The organism is Paenibacillus sp. JT22N15 (genome assembly GCF_059383755.1).
This window is the reverse complement of record NZ_JBXENV010000009.1, coordinates 1-17,774: the sequence shown is the minus strand read 5'-3', so window position 1 is coordinate 17,774 and position 17,774 is coordinate 1. Positions and strand designations below refer to the sequence as shown.

Genomic DNA, 17,774 nt, shown 5'->3' with positions numbered 1-17,774 from the left:
CCCCCTTGTTATGGTCTTACGAACTTTTTTTGAGCGTCTCCAAATATTGTTGTCCCTTATTCTGATCATATTGTTTCTCCCATTTCGCCATTACAACCGCGGCGATGGAATTTCCAAGGACATTGACTACTGAACGGGCCATATCCAAAATGCGGTCAATACCCGCGATAAAGGCAAGCCCTTCGAGCGGAATGCCAACTGACCCAAGAGTGGCCAGCAGAACGACGTACGAAGCGCCCGGCACCCCGGCAATTCCTTTCGAGGTCAGCATCAGTACAAGCACCAGCATAATTTGAGAGCTGATCGGCATGTGAATGCCGTACATTTGTGCGATAAACAATGCCGTTATCGCTTGATACAAGGTCGACCCATCCAAATTGAACGAATATCCGACCGGGATGACGAAAGAGGTAATGGATTTAGGAACTCCGAACTTCTCCATCTTCTCCATCATCTTGGGAAGCGCTGTTTCGGAGCTTGCTGTCGAATACGCGAGTATGAGTTCATCTTTCAATATGCGAATGATCGATATAAGACTAGTTCCGCATAGCTTCGTTATCAGGCCGAGAATAAGCACTACAAACAGAATCATGCCCACATACACGGCCAATACTAGCTTCCCCAAAGGAAGCAGCGAGGCAATGCCGAATTTAGATACCGTCATGCCGATTAATCCAAAAACGCCGATCGGAGCAAATTTCATAATTTGATTCGTTACCCAAAACATCGATTCGGCAAGACCTTGGAAGAAAGAAAGAACCGGCTTCCCTTTCTCGCCGATAGCGGCAATGCCCAGACCCAGAAATACCGAGAAAAAGATGATGGCGAGCATATCGCCAGCTACTAATGATTCGAAAATGTTTTTTGGAACAATGTTTACAAAGGTATCCATAAAGCTATGATTGGTCACCTTTTCCGTTGCTTCCACATAACCCGAGATGTCCGACTTGGCTAACCCCGTCATATTAACGCCAGCTCCGGGCTGAAAAATATCCGCGATGAGCAGGCCGAAAACAATGGCTGCTGTCGTCACGATTTCAAAATAAAGAATCGTCTTCCCGCCCAGCTTGCCGAGTTTTTTAATATCTCCAACACCAGCTATTCCGACAACTAGAGAGGAGACGACAATGGGAACGACAATCATCTTGATCAATCGTATGAAAATGTCCCCCGCCGGCTTCAAGTAGCTTTCGATGGTTGGGTTGCCATAAAAGATAGCCCCTACAGCTACCCCTAATACGAGGCCGACTAAAATTTGAAAAGCCAAACCAAATTTTTTCATCATGCTTCCCCTTTTCTGTAGGTTATTAAGCGCTTTCATATTGTATAATTTCGCTATTCCTTTGAATGGTTTCATTGTACAGGCAAGCTACACAAATCTATTTAAATCTACATATTCGTTATAAGAATTTATTAATTTCGGCATAATGAGGAGGAAGAAAGAAAGCTTTTTACGGAGGAATATGGAAAAAGATGTCGAATGACTGTTACGTCGTGCAAGAAAGGAGGCTGGGATGTAGCATTGAAAGACAAATGGCTTTTGTTTCTGCTGATGGTTGTTTCGGTGCCGCTTGCGGGGGAATTGAATTTTTATCCGTTTCATAATGATTTTCGGGTCAGTCTGGGAACGCCCACCTTCTTTCTGTTTTTACTCTGGCTGAGGTTTCCTTCCCCTTTTGTCTCCGGTCTGCTTGTCGGCGCTGCGGTTACCTTTTTTCGCACGGGGCTTGAGGTGGCCATCGAACCGGCCAGGAGCTGGGACGCTGCTTTTCTGCACCACTATCCGGTATTCTTCTATTATTTGACCTATGCGGTGGCATTTAGAGCTGTACGACTGAATCGTTATCATAACCGCCCCATTGTTCTCGGCTTATTAGGCGTGACGATTGAAATTGCTGCATCGTTGGCAGAACTGCTGATGCGCTATTCGGTTACGGAGCAAGTCGTGAGCTTCTATACTTGGAATCAAATTTTGCTCATCGGGATTTTTAGAAGCTTCTTTGTGCTTTCCTTATTCAATCTCGTCATATTGCGCCAGTCGAAGGCGGCCGAGGAGCTGACGCGCAAGGAAAACGAGAAGATGCTTCTCCTTATCTCGGAGCTGTACGAGGAATCCATTCAATTGAAGAAAACGCTGCACAATGCGGAGAATATCGCCCGGGACAGCTACGGGTTATATCAATCTTTAAAAGCTGAACAACCCGAGCCGCTTGACGAGCTAGCTCAAAAGGCTCTACAAATTGCTGGACAGGTTCACGATATCAAAAAGGACAATCAACGCATTTATGCCGGGCTGTCCGGCTTAATATCGCACGAAAGCGACTATATGCCATTGGAAGCCTTAGTTGATATTGTTCTACGATCGAATCAGAAATATGCCCGCTCGCTCGGCAAGCAGATCGATTTCTCGCTGCATACAGAAGGCGCCTTTCCTTTGTGTCACGTATACGTTTCATTGTCCTTGCTCAATAACTTGGTCGTGAATGCCGTCGAGGCACTAAATGAAGCGGGGTCTATCCGAGTGGAGGTTAAACGGGAGCAGGAAGCTGTCGTTTTCCGCGTAGCCGATAATGGCCCGGGAATTGCACCCAAGTATCGGGAGAAAATCTTCATACCCGGATATACGACGAAATACGATAAATCCGGCAACCCTTCTACGGGAATCGGTCTGGCTTATGTCAAGCAAGAGACGGAGCGTCTGCTTGGAACTGTCCAAGTTCAAGCTGGGAACGATGAGCAAGGCACTATTTTCACGATCACACTGCCTGTGGGTCAAATAGGAAAGGAGGAGTCGAAGGATGCGTTTCTTTATAATCGATGACGATCCGGCCGTACGCTCCATGCTGGAGCAAATGATTGAGGATGAGGATTTAGGAAGTGTTGTAGGGGAAGCCGAAGACGGAGCGTATGTCGATAATACGCTGCTCGACCTTAAGCAGGTGGATATCGTTCTGATTGATTTGCTGATGCCCATTCGCGACGGCATAGAAACGGTTCGAGAAATATCAAGCAGCTTCAAAGGAAAAATCGTCATGCTGTCTCAAGTGGAGTCGAAGGACATGATCGGCAAAGCCTATTCCTTCGGAATTGAACATTATATCACCAAGCCGATAAATCGTTTGGAATTTATTTCGGTCATACGCAAAGTTTCCGAGCTGCTGCGATTGCATCAATCGCTTCGAGATATTCAAAAGTCGCTCAGTGCCTTAGGCTTAGGCGGCGCAATAACGGAGAAAGAGGCAGCCTCTCCTGATAAAAGCATCATCACTTGCGGAAACTATGTGCTGTCGGACCTTGGGCTAATCGGCGAAGCCGGCTGCAAGGACTTGCTGGAGATGCTCGATTATTTGTTCCGTTACGATAGCGAGCATCCATTGGAGCAAGGCTTCCCTCCGCTTCAAGACACGTACAAACAGCTCGCCTTGAAAAAACTCGGCCCCACCGCTTCTGAGACCGACTTGAAAAAGGAGGGAAAAGCCGCCGAACAGCGTGTACGGCGAACGGTGAACCAAGCGCTAACCCACTTGGCCTCCCTGGGGTTACTTGATTACTCCAATCCGAAATTCGAGCAATACGCGAATAAGTTTTTTGATTTAAGCGACATCCGCAAACGGATGAAGGATATAGAGGATGAAGAATCGGCGTCCATTAGCATGATCAGGCAAAACACCAAAAAATTTATTCAAGTCCTTTATTTTGAATCCAAAAAGTTAATGAGCCAGCGATAAGTGGGCGCCGGGAGCCACTTGCGGGCAAGGCCCTAGCTAAAAACGAAGCCTCATTGGCTGCGTTGATAAAGGCTCCCCGGCCATTATCTCTGAGAGGGAAGCAGCTTACCCTCATTCACTGTTTGTTTGGGCAGGCACTAGGGCATGTATGCAAATGTAAGCGCGACTAGAGCTAGATCCAGAGACAGAGCCAGATCAAGCCAAGCCCAGCATGTCACACGTATTTCCTGTACTGCCGAGAAGATCAGTCCCCGTGAATATGAACTTGTGTACTTAAAGGCAGCTTCATGCTCTTCGTTTCAAGAGTTTTCTCCCAGGATCAAGATAGGTTCGGCGGACACAGCAGCAGCTATTTCAAGCGGATCGTGGGTTATAGCACAGGCTGCGGACTCAGGAGCCGCTATTGTGCTGCAAATGACCATTTTGGAGGGAGGATTAGGGCGATAACGGATCTCCTGTCCGCTTATGGCCAGAAATCGTAGAAAATGCCAGAATAGCGGAATCTGTGTCCTCCAAAAACCATATTTCAGCAGCAACCCTTCCGTTTTCTATACGTCATTATTTGCTGATCCTTATGCCAAAGTAAAGACCGCTTTGGTTGCAGCGCCCCGCAACCGCTGGTTGCCGCCCTTTTTTCGCCTATGAAGTGAACCAATAGCCGCCATCCCGCTACAGTTTTGCTCCGTTCTGACGTATACTTCTATATAAATAGATACTAACGGAAGAAGTGAGGGAGCATGATTAATGTCGAAGAATTAGCCGAAATGTTTGCGGGCCGTTCCTATGATATAGCTGAAGTCCATCGGTTCGTCATCCAGCCCGACAACATCCTGCGCGGTTATAAAACAACAAGACACGGGCTATTGTTTCCCATTCGTGGAGAAGCCCGATTACAGGTGGATGATGCCACCTATGATCTGCAGCCGGGAGCGATTTTTCATTCACCCCCGAACAAGCTGCTGAATTCGCATGTGACAAGCCAATCGGTGTATGAATATTATCTCGTGTTATACCGGCTTGATAACCAGCAAGACACGGATAGTGCCCACACATGCGATACCCATTTCAGACTAGAGCCGGGTGTCCACTCGCGCGTACATGAACATTTGGCCATGCTTCATCAGCATATGCATTCCCCAGGCGGGATTGGAAAGCTTCGAGCTAAGGAATTGTTTCTTGGCATTATGCATCAGGTGCTCGTAGGCTGCAAGCACAGAGAAAGTGGTGAAAGCGGCTATCCGCCTGACAAAACAGCGATCGAAGAAGCAGTTGCCTATATTAACGGCCACTATATGCATCCGTTGACACTGGGCGAGCTTTCCGAGCTGCATGCGATGAGCCCAAAACGTTTTTCTTATTTCTTTCATAAATATACCGGATTCCGCCCGATTGACTATGTCATTCATTATCGAATGGAACGAGCCAGCGAGCTATTAAAAATAGGTCAATTCCCCATCCGCGACATTGCGGGAAGTGTCGGCTATTCCAATCCGCTGTATTTCAGCCGCATTTTCAAAAAGAAGTTTGGCTTGTCCCCTTCCGCTTATTCCGAAAAACAGGAGCATGAACATTTATAAACAGGAACTAACAAATCCCCCATGCTCCCGCTCCTTCTTTCTCCCCTTTGATAATAATCCATATCCCATTTGTGATTTGTGCATTCGCAAGCATTCCGGTTCTTGCTATACTACATATTGATAATAATAATCATTGTTGATTAAATGAGGGATCAACAACAAAACGAGGTGAATAGGCATGATAAATGAACAAGAATTATATGACCTTACGATTATTGGTGGCGGTCCCGCCGGATTGTTCGGAGCCTTTTACAGCGGGCTGCGGGAAATGAAAACCAAGATTATTGAATTTCAGCCCCAGCTTGGCGGCAAGGTTCATGTCTATCCCGAAAAAATGATCTGGGACGTAGGAGGCGTGACTCCGATACTGGGAGCACAGCTGATTGACCAGATCGTAACGCAGGGGATGACGTTCCATCCGGAGGTGGTGCTCGGCGAGAAGGTCACCTCGATTGACCAAAACGAAGACGGCCATTTCGTCTTGCATACAGCGACCCAGCAGACGCATCTGTCCAAAGCGGTGCTGCTCGCGGTTGGCGGGGGCATTTTGAAGCCCATTAAGCTGGAGATTGAAGGGGCAGAACGGTTCGAGGTCACCAACCTGCACTATACCGTCAAATCATTGGCCCGCTTTAAGGATAAAACCGTATTGATCTCAGGCGGCGGCCATTCTGCAGTAGACTGGGCCAATGAGCTCGCTCATATTGCCAAGAAGGTTTATTTGACCTACCGGAAGGATGCTTTAAAGGGACATGAAGCGGAAGTGACCCGCCTGCAAAAAAACGGTGTGGAATGCCTGCTTAACAGCACCATCGACAAGCTGATCGCAACGGAGGATCATAGCCGGATCGAAACTGTGCTGCTGAACCAGAATGAAGGGGAAAACCTATTCAAGCTGGCAATCGATGAGGTCATCATCAATCACGGCTACGAGCGCGACAAGGAATTGCTGGGCAACAGCAAAATCAATATCGAGCTGCTCAATTATCAGGTTGCGGGAACACCATCGAGCGAAACCTCTGTGCCGGGCCTCTATGCCGCTGGCGATATTCTGCATCATGAAGGCAAGCTGCACCTCATAGCGGGAGCGTTCCAGGATGCCGCCAATGCCGTCAATAAAGCCAAGCAGTTTATAACACCAGATGCTAGCGCTAACGGGATGATATCCTCGCATAACGAACTGTTCACGGAAAAGAATCGCGATTTAATGAAGCATCTTTATACAAAATCACACACTTAATCTGGAGGATTCCTCATGAGCAAACTGCTCGGACTCATTGTTTCCTTTTTTATTCTGACCGCTCTCATCGCCGGTTGTTCTGGCGCAAGCGGAAATAATCAGCCAACAGAAAGCGATCTTGCTCCAAGCGCGAGCAGTCCCTCTCCTTCTGGAAGCGCACAGACCGCCGATACAAGCGCAGACGAAGAAAGCACTGCCGCAGCCGCTGCCGCTTGGCCAAGAACGATTACCGATGGCGCGGGCCATGACGTTGTGCTAGAGGAGCAGCCCAAGCGCGTAGCGGTGCTTCATCCTTTGTATTTGGACTACTTTTTCGCCTTGGACACGCCTCCTATTGCGTCCGGCAGTGCGGCAAGCGCGCTCGCAGAATACGCTACACTGAAGCCTTATGCCGACACAGCCGAGGTTATTGATTTGGGTAGCGGACGGGAGCTCAATCTTGAGAAGATTATCGAGACAAATCCGGATGTCATTGTGACCTTTAAAGGGCATATAGACGCCCTTTATGACGAATTGAGCAAAATCGCTCCGGTCGTTCAAATCAATTACGCAGATACATGGGAAGAGGCCACCATGCTTAGCGCCCAAATTGTAGGCAAAGAGGAATTGGCAGAGCAATACATTAAAGAAACGAAAGAAAACATTGAAAAATCCAGGCAGCAGCTTGGCGCTTTGAAAGATAAAACGTTTGCCCTGCTGCGGGTTGGCGATGACGGCACCTTTCATGCCCAAGGCACAAACAACACGACGTACTACAATGAAACGACTGGCTTTGGCTTGCTAGTGCCGAAAGGCTATCCCGCAGACAACGATGTGCTTTCCGTGGAAGCTCTGTCCGATATGAACCCGGATTACATTATTTTTCAGCATGATATAGCGGTGGCCAAAGCCGCCGTTAAGCAAAACGAGAGCCTGGCGGTATGGCAATCACTTGAGGCAGTCAAAAACAATCATGTCCTTTATTTCGACAATTCCCTTAATACAGGAAGTGTGCTGGCTGTTCGGCTAGCCGCAAACCACTTTATGGAATTGGCCGCCGATCAATAACACGAGCTTCTTATCCCCCATTTGCCCCTTACATGAAAAATTGAAAAATCAGACCAAAAAAGCGTCAAAAGCACATCACTGTGCTTTGACGCTTTGACGCTTTGACGCTTTAACTACTTTTAACTATACATTCTCGCTTGACGTGCTCTTCCCATGACGGCCAGTATCAGCAAAATAATAGTCGCTAGCAAGTAATACACATATACCCCTCGGTCCAGACCTTGCGGTGTCGACCCTATAAAATCCACAGCCTCCCACTTGTTCAAGGGACCCAGATACCACAGCAGCATAAATACCACTTGAAACAGCTTGCCATTCCCAGACCATATGCCCAACGCTACAGCTAATGTAGGTATAAATATTCCGCCAACGACCATAGCCTTTAAACTTTCCCATTCGCCTGCAATAAGAAAATGAATGAGCGCTCCGCTGCCCGTCAAATAAGCAACGATAATTCCAGCAAGCCACAATCCGATAAATGTATTTCGAACGGGATGCACCGCTGTGAAAATCAATGAATGGGTACGGTAATCCGTTTCATTTGTCCCCATAGTCGACCAAATGAGGATAGGCAGCAGCCATGTAAAAGGTACAACATACGCTGTTAAAGATTCTATCGGCAGTACTAAACCTAATACGATCATAACCAACGCTGCCAAGTACCACCACACGCGTTGCCCTTTGAGCATAAGACGCAGTTCCAGAGCAAATGTTTTAAAATAGTTTGGTTGCCCCTTTGCAGCAGCATAAGGAGTTAGCTTTATTTCTGTTTCCTTCCTATATGCAGGCTTATTGTGCGGCTCTGCTTTTTTAGCTTCATCGGGCTTGCTTGTTCTGTTTATTTTAACGTAACGTCTCAGATCAAATCGGTGAAAAAAGAATGAAGCCACTGTTACGATCATTACTGCCGCAGCAAGCCACATATACCGTTCTAAAAACATCTGGATCGTCCAATGTACGCCGTTCCAGTCGTAGGTTAGCAGGTCTCCCTTCAAGGGGCTTATCCCTGAGACATGGCCTCCATGGCTATTAGGAATCCTTTCGTTTGCCTCGCTCGACATGTTGGTAATAATCGGTGAAATTCCGAACATATCCTGGGTGGAGTGAGTTGCCTTGGTCGAAAAAATCAGCGAAAAGATCCATATCATAAAATATATTAAATTGCCCAATCCCTTACGCAGCCCAGGTACAGCTTCAAAAAAGATGGCAACTGAAGCCACCAAAGCCATTGTCGGCAATGTCGAATACAGAAATGGTAGCCATAAAGCGACCAAATCAACCGCGTAATCTTCCCCTCTAATGAGCTGCATGGCAAGCGCAGATACCATTAACACAGCAACGATAGACAGCAAGTAAACGAAGTTGCTCCACATTTTGCCCATAGTGTACATCCACCTAGTAATCGGAGTCGTCGCAATGATTTGCCCAACCCCAGTCTGCACATCTCGTTCTATCGCATTTTTCACTAGAAAAAACGCCGGAAGACTTAATAGCATGGATGCTAATACCGCGACTCCGCTACCGACCCATGCAGAGTTATATAGGCCGCGCATCGATTGCAGCGATAAGGTTAAATAATATTCATCACTTGAAGGTATGTACTTATATACGAGGTAAATGGAGAGGAGCACTGTAATCAAAAAGCTATAGCGTCGGACCCTTTCCAAATAGTCAGCTTTCATCATATGAAAGAGAATACGAAGCGAGGTCATGCTGTTGCCCCCTGCTTGTGTGCTGAAATGTAATACAAATATGCATCCTCTAAAGTCGGCGTAACCAAGCGGCTCTCCGCAGAAGGCTGAGTATCGGCAATAACCCTTACACGTACCCCTTCACTGGTTTGAATGGTGCTGCTGACCAGCAGTTGTTTGCGTACCTCCATCCATGTATGACTCGGGATCAGCCACTCCCACACTTTGCCTACCGTTGCTGCCAATAGTTCGCTTGGAGCCGCCTGTATGACACTTCGACCTTGATTGACAATGGCGATATCGGTTGCGGTCGCTTCAATGTCGGATACGATATGGGTGGATAAAATAACAATACGTTCTCCAGATAATTCGGATAGCAGATTACGGAACCGAATACGTTCCTCAGGATCAAGCCCAACTGTGGGCTCATCAACAATCAGTAGCTGAGGATCGTTCAGTAACGCCTGTGCTATACCTACTCGTTGCCTCATCCCGCCAGAAAAACCGTTCAGCGGTTTTTTGCGAACCTCATGCAGATTAACCAGGTGCAGCAGCTCGTCAATTCTTTTTCTTGCGATTTTATAATCCAGCCCTCTGATTGACGCCAAATATTCCAAAAACTCAACCGCATTTAAATGCGGGTAGACGCCAAAATCTTGTGGCAAATAGCCTAAAATGTGCCGCACAGCATTGGGTTCTTTCGTAATATCGATGCCGTTCCAGCTCACCTTGCCCCCTGTCGGCCGAGAATGGTGGATAAAATTCTCATCAACGTCGATTTCCCAGCACCATTCGGGCCCAGCAATCCCAAAACGCCTGTTGTTATCTCTAGAGATAAGTCCCTGAGTCCATAAAAATCCCCCTTATATTTCTTGCTCACATTTTCAATGATTAATTCCATAAATGCACCCCGCCTATATGTTAATTAAATACCTCTGCAACTTACTTTAACTAAAAATTACCTTTTCCATATCTGTCTTAGGTTCAATTCATTACTGGACTTGGGTCTCGGAGAGAACGGAGGGGAAACGTTAGGGGGTGCACTGGATATCGACCATGTGGGTACGAACGTTGTCATTACGCAATCCGGAAACGGACTAATCCAGATTGGCGAGGTAAAAGGGACCACAACCCAGAATAAAAAGCGGTAGCGGTAAAGCCGTTGACTAGGAAAGGGGCTTTAGCTGCGGATCAACAGGTTCTACTTCAAGATATCGTATCATACTTATATTGCGAAAAAACTTGCCCCTACTTATGGTACGGTTCAGCTTAAAGGTCATCTATGTGTTCAAGGATTAAGCGCTCTCGCCATCGCATCTATATAGCTCTGACTGGCGCGTTGACTGACTTCCGCTTGTGGAACCATCATTTCAAAGCTGTGGAAAGTGCCGGGATACATATGAAATTCGACGTCTACACCCGCTTGCGCAAGTCGTATCACATATTCGATCGTCTCATCTCGAAACAAATCGAGCTGACCTATGCAAGTATAGGTAGGCGGTAGCCCTGCCAAACTTTCCGCTCTCGACGGTACCGCATATGGAGATAACTCGCTGTCTTCTGTGTGCTTACCTAAGTACATGTTCCAAGCCTCCAAATTATTCGTCCGATTCCAGATTGCGTTATCGGCCGTAATCTCATAACTTGACGCCGTAACATTTCGGTCGTCGATCATCGGATACAGCGGCATTTGGAAAATGAGGGCTGGACCACCCTTGTCACGGGCCATTAGAGCAAGAGCTGCAGTCAGACCACCGCCCCCGCTTGCACCTGCAATTGCGATCCGATTCAGATCGATGCCCAGCGACTCAGCCTCGCCCGTCATCCACGTTAAGCTGGTATAACAGTCATTGATAGCAGTTGGATAGGGATGCTCCGGGGCAAGTCGATAATCAACAGACACGACGACGCAATTAGCCGCTTGCACAAAACGTTCGCACAATGCATCGTCCATATCAGGGTTCCCCAGCACATAACCTCCCCCGTGAATCCATAACATCGCTGGAAGCTTAGCATCCGTTTCCGTTCGCTCACTTGGTTCGTAAATTTTGACCCGCACCTCCCCTTCTGCGCTTGGGATCATGCGGCTTGTCGTGCGTACATGCGTTGACCCCTCAATAGGAGAACTCGACAAATAGCTCCTGCTCAATTCTAAATTTCCCTCCAGTTGAAAACCAGGAAATTGTGTTAATATCGGCCTTAATTCCGGTAATACCCGACTTTCGAGATCCATGCAAATTCCTCCAATATCATTCAATGTACTTTCAAATGTCCATCTCAGCTTCCCACTTGGCTACTTCCTCCCGAACTCGGGGTGCTACCTCTGTTCCAAGCAGCTCAATGGCTCTCATTACCTCGGCATGCGGCATCGTGCTTAACGGTACATACAGCATAAAGCGTGTAACGCCTACATTTTTGCGAAGGTGAATGATCTTCTGGGCAACCGTCTCGGGGTCGCCGACATACAGTGCACCCTCGAAGCTGCGCGCGGCATCGTAGCTAGAGCGATCATAATGCGCCCATCCCCGCTCCATGCCTAATCGATTCATACCTGCCATGGTAGAAGGAAAAAATGTATCTGCAGCTCGCTTCGTATTCTCTCCAACAAATCCTATCGAGTGCGCCCCAACCTTAAGCCGCGATTCGTCATGGCCAGCGTGCGCCGCTGCTTTCTTATACAGCTGCACGAGCGGTGCAAAATCCGTTGGACTTCCACCAATGATCGCCAGCATCAGTGGTAGTCCTAACAAACCTGCACGGACAGCCGACTCCTGTCTCCCCCCGCTGCCAACCCATATCGGTATTGAATCCTGAACGGGCCGTGGATATACGCCCAAATTGTTAATCGCTGGCCGATGCCCGCCCTTCCAGGTTACTTTCTCGGATCCCCGTATTTTAAGGAGCAATTCCAAATGCTCTTCATACAGCTCAGCATAATCGTCCAAATCATAGCCAAACAATGGGAAAGATTCGATAAAGGACCCTCGGCCCGCCATAATCTCCGCACGTCCATTTGAAATGCCGTCGAGCGTAGCAAAATCCTGAAACACACGCACCGGATCAAGGGAAGAAAGCACTGTCACAGCGCTGGTCAGCCGTATCCGTTTCGTCTGAGCTGCAGCCGCAGCCAGTACAATAGCTGGTGAAGATGCCGCATAGTCCTCCCGATGATGCTCACCTATGCCAAACACATCAAGTCCCACCTGATCAGCAAGGACAATTTCCTCGACAACTTCACGCAGCCGCTGTGCGTGACTGATCACTTCACCCGTGTGAACATCCGGCTTGGTTTCTACAAACGAGGTTATACCTATTTCCACGAACACCCGCTCCTTTAATCAAAAAGTTTCTATTGCATTGAGAGAAATTAATTCAGATTGATTTGTAGCTGCAGTTTTATGACGATGAATCTGTACTCATGCGACAGAAGCTTACTTTATTGCGGCAGCCGTAGTGCGGAGAGTCATTGCCCAAAACAGCAGCGCTGCAGCACTAACAGAAGCCCCAAGCATGCATACTCCTTCCCAGCCGTAATGCGCGTAGATGTGGGTCGAAGCAATGGAACCACCAGCACTTCCAATCGAATAGAACACCATATACCCGGCGGTAAGTCGACTACGAGCCTCTGCACGCAACGGGAGGATCATCGTCTGATTCGTAACATGTACGGCCTGTACGGCCAAATCGAGAAGCACGATACCAATGACCAATGCAAACAGCGATTGTTCTGTATAGCTGATGAACAACCATGAAACCAATAACAAGGTTAGAGCAGTGCCCGTCGTTCTCTGTCCGTAACCTCGATCAGCAAGCTTCCCCGCTCGAGCTGCAGCTAACGCTCCAGCTACACCTGCAAGACCGAATGCTCCAATTGCACTGTGCGAAAGCGATAATGGTGCAGAGCTAAGAGGCAGTACGAGTGAAGTCCATAAAATACTGAAATCAGCAAAAATCAGCAGAGCGAGAATAGAACGGATACGTAATATTCGTTCTTGAATAAATAACCTAAACACCGATCCTAGCAGTTGAGGATAGGACAGTGATTTCACCTCGCGTTCAACACGAGGCAGTACCTTATAAAACATACAAACCATAACAAGCATCAGCGCTGCAGAGACCATATACACGGATCGCCAACCCGCAAGATCGGTTAATATGCCTGAAATGGACCGCGCAAGAAGTATGCCGATTACGATCCCGCTTGTTACCATGCCAACGACACGTCCCCGTTCAGCAGGCGCCGCCATAGTTGCCGCGAACGCCACAAGAGTCTGCGTCACAACGGCTAGCAGGCCCACCATAGCCATACCTGCAAATAGTACGGTGCTGTTGGCCGCTGTTCCAACGATAACCAGAGCTATCATGGACAATAACATCTGACCGATAACCAAGCGGCGTTGGTTCAGTAAATCTCCAAGCGGTACCAAGAGCAGCAGGCCCAATCCATAAAAAATCTGCGTGATGGTAACAACGATGCCAATGATAGAATAGTCAATACCGAACTCACTTGACAGCCGATCGAGTATCGGTTGTGCGAAGTAGATATTGGCAACCGACATCCCGCAGGCAACCGCAAACAATAGAGTCACATAGCGAGACATAGAAGCAGGTTGCTCTGAATCAGACCCGATCAGCGGTGCCTGTGACGAATCTGCCTTGCTATTGGCGTTGACTGCTGCCATTTCTAAAACCTCCTCTGTTTTGTACACACCTTTCCCCCTTCATATGACATGATAATAAAAATAACATACTAATCGGTACGTTATTATCCCCAGTAAATATAGACCGCTGTTATACTTAATGTCAATAAAAAAATGATTTTACTGGTCATTTCCTTATAAATCTTCTCCTTTGTTGAAATAGACCCGGCTTCATTTGACAAATTATCCGGCTAAATATAAAATGATAATATACTTTTTGGTACAGAAAAATCGACAGTTGAGATGTCCGGAATCATGGAGTAATGAACAAAAATTCAAGATTAACGAGGGGTATTCATTATGGCAAGAACCCGTGAATTTGATGAACAAAAAGTATTAGAAGCAGCGATGGAGCTATTTTGGGAAAAGGGATATGAAGCTACCTCATTAAGCGATTTAACTTCCAGAATGGGGATTCAACGCCCTAGTATATACTCGACCTTTGGAGACAAGAAAGAATTGTTCGAAGCTGCGCTACGAAGATACACAATGTCCCGCGCATCCGAAGTACGAGCTAGACTACAGAACCATTCTTCTGTAATAGAAGCTTTTTCCGCTTATTTTGAAAGCGTGGTTGTTGAGGAATATGCAGAAGATCGAAGTCGGGGCTGTTTTTGCATCAATACCATGGTCGAACTTGCGCCCCATGACGAGAAATTTGAAATTCTCACCAGAGAACATCAAATGTACCTATCTGTCATATTTCAAGAGACCATTGAACGAGGTATTCAATCAGGTGAGCTCAAGCGTGGTATCAATGCGAAGGCTTTGGCGCAGGCGCTAATCTTATCGTTAATCGGACTAACCGTAATCTTGAAATCTCGTCCAGAGCGATCATTTGTTGATCAGGCGATAGCGGTCACACTTACACTGCTTAATTCGAATGAAGTCACCCCCGTTAAATAGATTTTTATAAAAGTGATCATAGCATGGATTCCAATTGTAGTATTTGCTAACTTAGCCATAGATCTATCCTCTATTTACCATCACTTGTGATACGGTACACCACGCTGTCTGTAACGGCAAGTTTTTGGGCACCTTAACAGGTGCCCTTCGCATTATTTAACGCCTAGCAGGCTTATATAACCTCTGCTCGCTCTATTTTTTACCCAAATTAATCATCTGAACCAACTTCTCCGTGCAGCTCAATCATATGCTCGCTATGGGTCTCTCCCCAATCGTTAAGTGCCTGCAACACCGTGCTTAAGCCTTTGCCGTATTCTGAAATGGAGTATTCCACTTTCGGCGGAATCTGGTTATACACCTTGCGATAAACGATATCGTTATACTCAAGCTCTCTTAATTGCTGCGTGAGCATCTTTTTGTTGATATCCGGTATTGCTCTGTGCTAGGTAAAGGTAACTTTTTGTTAACTATGTTTAGTTAAAGTGCCTACTTCCTTAAATGAATGACTAAGGTCTATTATACCTTTAGCAAGTAGCGAATACGCAGCCAGGAGGAGGCTTTATTAATGAATATCGTGTTATGGATCGTTTAAGGTCTGGCAGCACTGGGTTTTGTTTATTCAGGGTGGTTGAAGGCGTTTCAGTATGAAAAAGCCAAGGCGTCCTGGGGCTGGGTAAAAGACGTTTCAAAAGCGTTCGTGGTCTTTATTGGGTTAGCAGAATTGCTCGGGGCAATTGGAATCATTTTGCCTCAAGCGACAAATATCTTGCCTGTACTGACGCCAATTGCCGCAATTGCACTTGCCGCAGTCGTTCTTTTTGGCGCCCTCTTTCATATTAAGCGTAAGGAATACCGGGAAATCAGCGTGAACATCGTCTTCTTCGCGCTCGTTGTATTTGTTGCGGTCAGCCGTTTTTAGGCCGATGCTCTTCGTGAGGCATAATCCAACTTTTGGCTTGTTCCTCCAATTGAACAACGGTTTCTTCGAATTTTTTTATTGGAAGGTAGCCCAAGTCATTTCTTATTTTGTTGCAATTATACGTCATTCTAATTGGGTTTCCATCGGGTATTATGAGCGTTTTTTTCATAGCATGCGCAAGACGTACAGTAAACTCTCTTTCTGTATAGTTTCCGTCCACAGCGTTGTAGGTCTGATTTACTGCCGCAGGATGCGTCGCTGCTAATACGCACATCTCAGCTAAGTTATCCGCATGCACCCATGGTGTCAAATCCTCAGGATGAATCCAATCCACCTTTTCTACAGCAGCAAGCTTTGCGACCAGCTTGTCGCCCCAGTGGGAGTTTTTTTCGGCACAAATAATGCCTGGGCGCAAAATGACACCTTTTAGTCCATTAGCCATTGCATCTTGTAAAATCCGTTCCGATTCACATTTCGTTGAAGTGTATACCTCAGAGTGGCCATATGCTAAATTGCGTGCTTCATCCAGCTCCACATCTCCTTCAAGATGACCATAAACAGATACAGTGGAAATATGTACGAAGCGTTCAACTCCTGCCGATATAGCCCCCTCAACCAGATTTTGGACCCCATGAATATTAGATTGCTCAGCAGTGGCTCTATCGCCACCGAGATACGCCGCAGCGTGAATGACAATGTCAACATCTTTTAGCGCTTCCTTAATCGCTTCCCTATCCGTTAAGTCTCCAATTATGGGTATTATGCCAAGATTATTGCAGAGGTAAATTTTTTCTTTGTCACGTATAAGCCCTTTGACTTTTGCCCCCTCTTTGAGGCACTTAGTCGCAATTTTGTCCCCTGTAGTTCCCGAAACACCTGTTACAAGAACAACTTTATCTTTAAGTTTCATTTAATTTCTCCTATATTAAGACAAGCGTTCCTCTTAACCAATGAATTCCACACTAATTTTCCGCAAAATATGCCCTTTAACTGCAATAATCATGTCTGAGGTTATAGCTTATTAAATTCCACTCCGTATTTATTGAAGATGGCCTCGTACTTATTTTCGAATATGGCCCACCGATTTTCCGCTCCGTACTTTTCCTGCAAAGCCTTCAAATATTGGTTAGCCGCTGCTGTATCGTTCGATTGCAAAAGCAGATGAAAGCTCTCTTCGCCCAGATGCAAAAATGGACCCGAAATGTAATAGTCCACAATGGATCTAGCACTGGTCATCGTATCATAGAAATGAATAACTTCTTCTAATCCGCCTAACAGCGTTTTTCTTAACTCATCCCTATCCGTATCAGGAGTAATTGCGAATCGATCTGGAGCAGCCGGGGCAATTTCCCCGATTCTTGCTCTGAAGTGACACTCCGCTTCCTGAGGCGCCGTCAAAATCTCTTTCGATTGAATCTGCGCCAACTTCGCTGCATAAATGCCGCAGTTCACATAAAACATAACATTTTCCGCCGAATTGCCCGAGGATTTTTGGAAATTGAACATGTAGATGAGACCATCTGTTTTTCTACTGAAATTCAAACTCTTCTTGGCAAAGCCATGCTTTGCAAGGAACGGCTTTACATCCTGCTTTATCAGATCGATAAATAGCTGCTGCAATACAATTCCTCCTGTCTGACTTTTCATATTACTGCCAAACCCGGTTATATGACGAAGTCCTGTGCACGTTTGTTATTTTTATTATAATGCTCGTGTTTCCTGAGTCCACCTCCTTTTTACCTGAATTTTGGAAATGATTTTTATAAGGGTATCCTATTTTCGCTGTCACTTCTAACTTGATTCGCCATGCTGTCGGTTATGACAAGATTTAGGGCCATCCTTTGCGGGATGGCCCTCAGGCTGTCGAGAAAGTCTCGACAGCCATCTTTATAAGTAATTAGTTTAACACGGCACCGCGTTACTATGGTATAATAAGGGTAACTTATACGAACGGAAGGTGTCGCCC

The 17,774-nt window shown here is 46.6% G+C and carries 15 protein-coding genes and 1 pseudogene; 7 read left to right on the top strand and 9 right to left on the bottom strand.

The window, feature by feature from the left end; all coding sequences use genetic code 11:
• Positions 1 to 16: 16 nt before the first annotated feature.
• Positions 17 to 1,282: a cation:dicarboxylate symporter family transporter gene (locus AC50X8_RS18410; protein ID WP_494861548.1), complete on the bottom strand. Its 1,266-nt coding sequence runs from the start codon at positions 1,280 to 1,282 to the stop codon at positions 17 to 19.
• A 240-nt stretch (positions 1,283 to 1,522) separates the two neighbouring features.
• On the opposite strand from AC50X8_RS18410, the gene AC50X8_RS18405 reads away from it, so the two are divergent.
• From AC50X8_RS18405 to AC50X8_RS18385, 5 genes are all read left to right on the top strand, one after another.
• Positions 1,523 to 2,821 (top strand): ATP-binding protein, encoded by a 1,299-nt coding sequence (locus tag AC50X8_RS18405; RefSeq protein WP_494880800.1) that lies wholly within the window; start codon positions 1,523 to 1,525, stop codon positions 2,819 to 2,821.
• On the top strand, positions 2,799 to 3,728 hold the full coding sequence (locus AC50X8_RS18400) for a DNA-binding domain-containing protein (protein ID WP_494861381.1): 930 nt from the start codon (positions 2,799 to 2,801) through the stop codon (positions 3,726 to 3,728). Before AC50X8_RS18405 ends, AC50X8_RS18400 begins: the two co-directional genes overlap by 23 nt.
• 737 nt (positions 3,729 to 4,465) lie before the next feature.
• On the top strand, positions 4,466 to 5,305 hold the full coding sequence (locus AC50X8_RS18395; RefSeq protein ID WP_056036248.1) for an AraC family transcriptional regulator: 840 nt from the start codon (positions 4,466 to 4,468) through the stop codon (positions 5,303 to 5,305).
• Positions 5,306 to 5,486: 181 nt separating this feature from the next.
• A complete protein-coding gene (locus tag AC50X8_RS18390) occupies positions 5,487 to 6,545 on the top strand; it encodes an NAD(P)/FAD-dependent oxidoreductase (RefSeq protein WP_056037018.1) in 1,059 nt (352 codons plus the stop codon).
• A 15-nt stretch (positions 6,546 to 6,560) separates the two neighbouring features.
• A complete protein-coding gene (locus AC50X8_RS18385) occupies positions 6,561 to 7,592 on the top strand; it encodes an iron-siderophore ABC transporter substrate-binding protein (RefSeq protein ID WP_056036246.1) in 1,032 nt (343 codons plus the stop codon).
• Positions 7,593 to 7,711: 119 nt separating this feature from the next.
• Here AC50X8_RS18385 and AC50X8_RS18380 read toward each other — a convergent pair whose 3' ends face one another.
• The 5 genes and pseudogenes from AC50X8_RS18380 to AC50X8_RS18360 all read right to left on the bottom strand — a co-directional run bounded on the left by AC50X8_RS18380 (position 7,712) and on the right by AC50X8_RS18360 (position 13,965).
• A complete protein-coding gene (locus tag AC50X8_RS18380; RefSeq protein ID WP_494880797.1) occupies positions 7,712 to 9,274 on the bottom strand; it encodes an ABC transporter permease in 1,563 nt (520 codons plus the stop codon).
• A 26-nt stretch (positions 9,275 to 9,300) separates the two neighbouring features.
• A pseudogene (locus AC50X8_RS18375) lies at positions 9,301 to 10,184 on the bottom strand (ABC transporter ATP-binding protein).
• Positions 10,185 to 10,571: 387 nt separating this feature from the next.
• A complete protein-coding gene (locus tag AC50X8_RS18370; protein WP_056036240.1) occupies positions 10,572 to 11,516 on the bottom strand; it encodes an alpha/beta hydrolase in 945 nt (314 codons plus the stop codon).
• 31 nt (positions 11,517 to 11,547) lie between these two features.
• Positions 11,548 to 12,603, bottom strand: a complete 1,056-nt coding sequence (locus AC50X8_RS18365) for an LLM class flavin-dependent oxidoreductase (protein WP_056036238.1) — start codon at positions 12,601 to 12,603, stop codon at positions 11,548 to 11,550.
• A gap of 111 nt (positions 12,604 to 12,714) precedes the next feature.
• Positions 12,715 to 13,965, bottom strand: coding sequence for an MFS transporter (locus AC50X8_RS18360; protein WP_056036236.1), 1,251 nt, complete (start codon positions 13,963 to 13,965; stop codon positions 12,715 to 12,717).
• A 318-nt stretch (positions 13,966 to 14,283) separates the two neighbouring features.
• Between AC50X8_RS18360 and AC50X8_RS18355 the strand changes: the two genes are divergently transcribed.
• On the top strand, positions 14,284 to 14,889 hold the full coding sequence (locus AC50X8_RS18355) for a TetR/AcrR family transcriptional regulator (protein WP_056036235.1): 606 nt from the start codon (positions 14,284 to 14,286) through the stop codon (positions 14,887 to 14,889).
• A 208-nt stretch (positions 14,890 to 15,097) separates the two neighbouring features.
• On the opposite strand, the gene AC50X8_RS18350 is transcribed toward AC50X8_RS18355, so the two are convergent.
• Complete coding sequence (locus tag AC50X8_RS18350) at positions 15,098 to 15,322, bottom strand: winged helix-turn-helix transcriptional regulator (protein ID WP_494861551.1); 225 nt, start codon at positions 15,320 to 15,322, stop codon at positions 15,098 to 15,100.
• Between the two features lie 162 nt (positions 15,323 to 15,484).
• Here AC50X8_RS18350 and AC50X8_RS18345 point away from each other — a divergent pair, with 162 nt between their 5' ends.
• The gene (locus AC50X8_RS18345) at positions 15,485 to 15,808 is read left to right on the top strand and encodes a DoxX family protein (RefSeq protein WP_494881090.1); all 324 of its coding nucleotides are present in this window, start codon (positions 15,485 to 15,487) and stop codon (positions 15,806 to 15,808) included.
• Here the strand turns inward: AC50X8_RS18345 and AC50X8_RS18340 are convergent.
• Both AC50X8_RS18340 and AC50X8_RS18335 read right to left on the bottom strand, forming a co-directional pair.
• Complete coding sequence (locus AC50X8_RS18340) at positions 15,795 to 16,718, bottom strand: NAD-dependent epimerase/dehydratase family protein (protein WP_494880794.1); 924 nt, start codon at positions 16,716 to 16,718, stop codon at positions 15,795 to 15,797. The two genes, AC50X8_RS18345 and AC50X8_RS18340, sit on opposite strands and share 14 nt — an antisense overlap.
• A 101-nt stretch (positions 16,719 to 16,819) precedes the next feature.
• A complete protein-coding gene (locus AC50X8_RS18335) occupies positions 16,820 to 17,428 on the bottom strand; it encodes a DUF4304 domain-containing protein (protein ID WP_494861398.1) in 609 nt (202 codons plus the stop codon).
• Positions 17,429 to 17,774 lie beyond the last annotated feature (346 nt).

Bases quoted from the DNA above. Each gene is read 5' to 3' on its own strand.
- AC50X8_RS18410 (WP_494861548.1), bottom strand. From the start codon at position 1,282: ATGAAAAAATTTGGTTTGGCTTTTCAAATTTTAGTCGGCCTCGTATTA.
- AC50X8_RS18400 (WP_494861381.1), top strand. From the start codon at position 2,799: ATGCGTTTCTTTATAATCGATGACGATCCGGCCGTACGCTCCATGCTG.
- AC50X8_RS18385 (WP_056036246.1), top strand. From the start codon at position 6,561: ATGAGCAAACTGCTCGGACTCATTGTTTCCTTTTTTATTCTGACCGCT.
- AC50X8_RS18395 (WP_056036248.1), top strand. From the start codon at position 4,466: ATGATTAATGTCGAAGAATTAGCCGAAATGTTTGCGGGCCGTTCCTAT.
- AC50X8_RS18360 (WP_056036236.1), bottom strand. From the start codon at position 13,965: ATGGCAGCAGTCAACGCCAATAGCAAGGCAGATTCGTCACAGGCACCG.
- AC50X8_RS18340 (WP_494880794.1), bottom strand. From the start codon at position 16,718: ATGAAACTTAAAGATAAAGTTGTTCTTGTAACAGGTGTTTCGGGAACT.
- AC50X8_RS18355 (WP_056036235.1), top strand. From the start codon at position 14,284: ATGGCAAGAACCCGTGAATTTGATGAACAAAAAGTATTAGAAGCAGCG.
- AC50X8_RS18370 (WP_056036240.1), bottom strand. From the start codon at position 11,516: ATGGATCTCGAAAGTCGGGTATTACCGGAATTAAGGCCGATATTAACA.
- AC50X8_RS18380 (WP_494880797.1), bottom strand. From the start codon at position 9,274: ATGAAAGCTGACTATTTGGAAAGGGTCCGACGCTATAGCTTTTTGATT.